The sequence below is a fragment of the Stenotrophomonas sp. YJH_SMC_19 genome, assembly GCF_059367915.1.
Genome location: NZ_JCAFRI010000042.1, coordinates 1 through 5,146, shown reverse-complemented (window position 1 = coordinate 5,146; position 5,146 = coordinate 1). Strand labels below are relative to the sequence as shown.

7 protein-coding genes are annotated in these 5,146 nt (G+C 65.5%); 5 read left to right on the top strand and 2 right to left on the bottom strand.

Annotated elements, in window-relative coordinates:
* Positions 1 to 214, top strand: a 214-nt coding sequence (locus AC5P5R_RS22055) for a hypothetical protein (protein ID WP_495205407.1), incomplete at its 5' end; no start/stop codon positions are given.
* A 183-nt stretch (positions 215 to 397) separates the two neighbouring features.
* Complete coding sequence (locus AC5P5R_RS22050; protein ID WP_099474121.1) at positions 398 to 889, top strand: YqhG/Tai3 family protein; 492 nt, start codon at positions 398 to 400, stop codon at positions 887 to 889.
* Positions 890 to 914: 25 nt separating this feature from the next.
* Here the strand turns inward: AC5P5R_RS22050 and AC5P5R_RS22045 are convergent, their stop codons facing one another.
* Positions 915 to 1,289, bottom strand: a complete 375-nt coding sequence (locus AC5P5R_RS22045; protein ID WP_005412930.1) for an Mth938-like domain-containing protein — start codon at positions 1,287 to 1,289, stop codon at positions 915 to 917.
* A gap of 13 nt (positions 1,290 to 1,302) precedes the next feature.
* Positions 1,303 to 1,608, bottom strand: a complete 306-nt coding sequence (gene yhbY, locus AC5P5R_RS22040) for a ribosome assembly RNA-binding protein YhbY (protein ID WP_004152868.1) — start codon at positions 1,606 to 1,608, stop codon at positions 1,303 to 1,305.
* Between the two features lie 65 nt (positions 1,609 to 1,673).
* Between yhbY and rlmE the strand changes: the two genes are divergently transcribed.
* The 3 genes from rlmE (at position 1,674) to AC5P5R_RS22025 (ending at position 4,598) form a co-directional block, all read left to right on the top strand.
* Positions 1,674 to 2,306 carry a 23S rRNA (uridine(2552)-2'-O)-methyltransferase RlmE gene (rlmE, locus tag AC5P5R_RS22035; protein WP_005409014.1) on the top strand — a complete coding sequence of 211 codons (633 nt, stop codon included), beginning with the start codon at positions 1,674 to 1,676 and terminating at the stop codon, positions 2,304 to 2,306.
* A 69-nt stretch (positions 2,307 to 2,375) separates the two neighbouring features.
* A complete protein-coding gene (ftsH, locus tag AC5P5R_RS22030) occupies positions 2,376 to 4,310 on the top strand; it encodes an ATP-dependent zinc metalloprotease FtsH (RefSeq protein WP_164281695.1) in 1,935 nt (644 codons plus the stop codon).
* A 102-nt stretch (positions 4,311 to 4,412) separates the two neighbouring features.
* Positions 4,413 to 4,598 carry a hypothetical protein gene (locus AC5P5R_RS22025; RefSeq protein ID WP_043034328.1) on the top strand — a complete coding sequence of 62 codons (186 nt, stop codon included), beginning with the start codon at positions 4,413 to 4,415 and terminating at the stop codon, positions 4,596 to 4,598.
* Positions 4,599 to 5,146: the final 548 nt, after the last annotated feature.

The window sequence follows — 5,146 nt, the reverse complement described above, 5'->3', positions numbered from 1 at the left end:
GCCCTCGGCTCACCCGCTACAACGGCAAGCCGGTGGACCCGCAGCAATACCTGCCGGCACGCTGATCGTCGATTCGCCATCTGGGCGGATCCCCGGCCCGGCGCAGCGCGCCGGGCGTTCGCCAACGGTGCGGCCCATGGGCCGCAAACACCGCCGGCTCACCCGCTACAACGGCAAGCCGGTGGACCCGCAGCAGTACCTGTCGGCGCGTTGAGGCCGTGGGATCGGGTGGCGCCGGGCAATGCTCGGCGTTCCCGACCTGTAGCGTCGAGCCATGCTCGACTCGCTGTACGCTGGCTGCCGTGGGTGGCCATTTGCGACCTTGAGTGGCACATCTCAAGCTTCCCGGCGAGCCAGGGAAGCGGCATGCTTCAACGGCCCCCCAATCCGGTGCCGCATGTCTCGCACAACAGCCCTTTTCGTGCTGCTCATCGTCGCGCCATTGGTGGCCGCCGCCAGCAGCGATCCACGTGACGTGGTCACCCGCCTCTACGACGCCATCCAGACACCGACGTCGAACGAAACGACCGTTTCCCCTCTGCTGGGTGAGGCCCTCCGCTCAGCCATCGCTGGGCAGCGTGCATATGAACAGGCCTGCACCGCACTGGCGGCGCCTGATGAAAAGCCGCACATGCTGGACCAGAGCCCGTATCTGCTGGCGCCGGATCGACCGGAAACGATATCCGTGGGAATGCCCGGATCGAGCGGTGACGCCACTTGGATCCATGTCGACATGGCCGTGGGCGACTATCGCTGGACCGACCAGGTCCTGCTGCAGCGGCAGGGCCGGGACTGGAAGGTCATGGATATACGCTGGGGGCAGGGCGGCAACCTGATTGGCCGGCTCAAGGCGTTCTCGGCATTCCGCTGCACACCTTCGGGCAGCTAGCCGGGAGCCACCCGGCGACTCGACCTCAGCCTTCCAGAATGAAGGCGGCGGCGACCTTGCGGCCTTCGCCGGCCAGGATATTGAAGGTGCGCGCGGCGGCTGGATTGTTCATCACTTCCAGGCCGATGCCGCGTGACAGGCAGGCGGCCATCACTACCGCCGGCGGGAAGACCTGACGGTCACCCGTGCCGAGCACGATCAGCGCCGGATTCAGCGCCAGGATCGGCTCCAGGTCAGCCAGCTGCAGCGCAGTGGCGCTCACCACCGGCCATTGCGTGACCAGCTGGTCCGGGGTCAGGAAGAAACTGCTGCCCAGCGCCTGGTCATTCACCTTGGCCGAGCGGCCATCGGCGGCACGGAGGCTATAGGCGTAATCCGGCGGTTCGTGGTTCAGCTGCATGGCAGTAGGGCGATCAGCCGCGCGGCAGCACGATCTGGCGCTGTTCCTTGCTCGGGCGGTACAGCACGGCGACGTGACCGATGCGCTGCACCAGCGCGCTTTCGGTGGCTTCGACGATCTCGCCGATCATCACGTCACGGGCGTCGCGGTCTTCGGCAGCGACCTTCACCTTGACCAGCTCGTGGCGCTCCAGCACTTCGTTCAGCTCAGCGATGAAGGCCGGGGTCACACCCTTGCCGCCGGTCTGCAGCAGGGCCTTCAGGTCGTGGGCTTGGCCGCGCAGGAAACGGGTCTGGGAGGCGGTCAGGGCGATGGACATGCAGGAAAACACGGTTGAATGGGGCGATCAGGGTATCATGAGGACCCCATCAGCCCCTATTTTCAATGGCTACCCGCAGCAAAAGCAGCCAGCGCTGGCTCAAGGAACACTTCTCCGACCCCTTCGTGAAGAAGGCCCAGGCCGAAGGCATGCGCTCGCGCGCCGCCTACAAGCTCGAAGAGCTGCTGGAACGTGACCGGTTGCTGAAGCCGCACATGGTGGTGGTCGACCTCGGTGCCGCCCCGGGCGGCTGGTCTCAGCAGGTGCGGAGACAGATCGGCGACACCGGTCGCGTGCTGGCGCTGGACATCCTGGACATGCCGCCGCTGGCCGGCGTGGAGTTCCTTCATGGTGACTTCAGGGAAGAAGCCGTCCTATCGCAGTTTGAAGCCATGCTCGGGGATCAGCCGGTAGACCTTGTGCTGTCGGACATGGCCCCCAATAAGAGTGGTGTAGGCGCGGTCGACCAGCCGCGGATGATGCACCTGGCGGAGCTGGCCCTGGATTTTGCCGACAACCACCTGAAGACCGGTGGGGCGTTCCTGATCAAGCTGTTCCAGGGTGAAGGCTTTGACGACTACGTGCGCGACATGCGCCGCCGGTACGACAAGGTCTCCATCCGCAAGCCGGAAGCGTCGCGCAAGCGCTCTCCCGAGGTGTATGCCTTGGGTCAGGGAAAACGCGCCCACATGAAGTAAGCTCGCAACGTACGCAAGTTCGACCCCAACGCAACGCCAGCACTGAGAGGAACACCGGAGCCAATGAGGATGAACGACTTGACCAAGAACCTCCTGCTATGGGTGGTCGTCGCCGTCGTGCTGATGGTGGTCTTCCAGAGCTTCTCGCCGAAGTCCTCCGGGGCCGGCGCGCAGGGCGCGTCCTACTCGCAGTTCCTGGACCAGGTGGACAGCGGCAACGTGCAGAAGGTCGCCTTTGGCGGCGACATGCGCGGCGGCACCAGCCAGCTGACCTACACCACCCGCGGTGGGCAGTCGTCCACCATCACCGCGCCGTTCGATCGTGACCTGATCAACGTGCTGCGTACCAAGAACGTGGAGATCGTGCAGGAGGAGCCGTCCAGCGGCATTTCCCTCGGCGCGATCCTGATGAATTTCCTGCCGGTCATCCTGATCATCGGCTTCTGGTTGTTCATCATGCGCCAGATGCAGGGCGGTGGCGGCGGTGCCAAGGGCGCGATGTCCTTCGGCAAGTCGCGCGCCAAGCTGCAGGGCGAAGACCAGATCAAGGTCACCTTCGCCGACGTCGCCGGCTGCGACGAGGCCAAGGAAGAAGTGGGCGAACTGGTCGACTTCCTGCGCGACCCGTCCAAGTTCACCAAGCTGGGCGGCAAGATTCCGCGCGGCGTGCTGATGGTGGGCCCGCCGGGTACCGGCAAGACGCTTCTGGCCAAGGCCATCGCCGGCGAAGCCAAGGTGCCGTTCTTCTCGATCTCGGGTTCGGACTTCGTGGAAATGTTCGTCGGCGTCGGCGCCAGCCGCGTGCGTGACATGTTCGAGCAGGCCAAGAAGCACGCGCCGTGCATCATCTTCATCGACGAAATCGACGCCGTCGGCCGCCACCGTGGCGCCGGCCTGGGCGGCGGTCACGACGAGCGCGAGCAGACCCTGAACCAGCTGCTGGTCGAGATGGACGGTTTTGAAGGCGGCGAAGGCGTGATCGTGATCGCCGCGACCAACCGTCCGGACGTGCTGGACCCGGCGCTGCTGCGTCCGGGCCGCTTCGACCGCCAGGTCGTGGTCGGCCTGCCGGACGTGAAGGGCCGCGAACACATCCTGAAGGTGCACATGCGCAAGCTGCCGCTGGCCGACGACGTCGAGCCGATGGTGATCGCGCGTGGTACCCCGGGCTTCTCCGGTGCCGACCTGGCCAACCTCTGCAACGAGGCCGCCCTGTTTGCCGCCCGTGGCAACGAGAAGGAAGTCCGCATGGACCACTTCGACCGTGCCCGCGACAAGATCCTGATGGGTGCCGAGCGCCGCTCGATGGCCATGAGCGAGGACGAGAAGACCCTGACCGCGTACCACGAGGCCGGCCACGCCATCGTCGGCCGCCTGGTGCCCGAGCACGACCCGGTCTACAAGGTCACCATCATTCCGCGCGGCCGCGCGCTGGGTGTGACCATGTACCTGCCGGAAGGCGACAAGTACTCGATGAACCGCGTGGCGATCCAGTCGCAGCTGTGCTCGCTGTACGGCGGCCGCGTCGCCGAAGAGCTGATCTTCGGCGAGGACAAGGTCACCACCGGCGCCTCCAACGACATCGAGCGTGCCACCAAAATGGCCCGCAACATGGTCACCAAGTGGGGCCTGTCCGAGCAGCTCGGCCCGATCGCGTATGGCGAAGAGGACGACGAGGTGTTCCTGGGCCGTTCGGTCACCCAGCACAAGAGCGTGTCCAACGACACGGCGCGCCGGATCGACGAAGAAGTGCGCAACATCCTCGACAAGGCCTACGCCCGCACGACCCAGCTGCTGACCGAGAACATCGACAAGCTGCACGTGATGTCGCAGCTGCTGCTGCAGTACGAGACCATCGACGCGCCGCAGATCGACGCGATCATGGAAGGCCGCGATCCGCCGCCGCCGGCGGGCTGGAGCAAGTCGAACAAGGATGGCGGCAACGACAAGGGCGGCGACGCCCGTCCGCTGCCGCCGATCGCAGGCCCGGCCGAATCGCACTGACGGCCCGCTGCAGGTGACACCAGACGAGGCCGGGGCAACCCGGCTTCGTCGTTTCCGGGCCACTGGCCCATCCCGAAGATCCGATCTGACGCTGGAGCCCGCATGTCCGCCCCGAAGCCCGAACCGATTTCCCACACCGTCGAAATGGTGATCGCCACCGTGGTCGGCGTGGGTGTGGGCCTGGGGGCCGACAACCTGCTGCTGGGCTGCGTGGTGGGTATCGGGGTCGGCATCGTGCTGAGCATCGCCAAGACCCTGTACGTGGACCGCAAGCGCCGCCGCCGTTGAGAGGGTGTCGGCAGGGCTTCGCCCTGCACCCGCGGTAGTGCCGGCCGCTGGCCGGCAACCTCAACAGCAACAGCAACAGCAACAGCAACAGCAACAGCGACAGCGGCATTCCGTGGTTTGGCGGGGCGGTGTGGGTTGGCAGGACACGCCGTAAACCCGTCCCTGGGGGCTCGATGGCGCCATCCATGGCGCCAACGGTCCTGCCAACCCACACCGCCCCACCTCTGACAGATTCCTGCTGCTGTTGGTAGGTGTCGACCTTGGTCGACACGGTAGATCCACGCCATGCGTGGATGCATTTCGATTCCAATTCGAAATATTCGATTCCGATGGAGATTCATCCACGCATGGCGTGGATCTACTGCAGATCGCGGAGATATGTCGAAGGCGGGGTGGGTTCGGTTGCGGGGGCGTGAGCCGCATGGATGCGGCGACCGAGCCTTATCTGATGAAAATCTGTCAGCGTAGGTGTCGAGAGCCGGCGTGGGCCGCCGTACGAGCCTGGATCTCGACGATCGCCATGTAGCTTGGCGCCCACGCCGGAATCT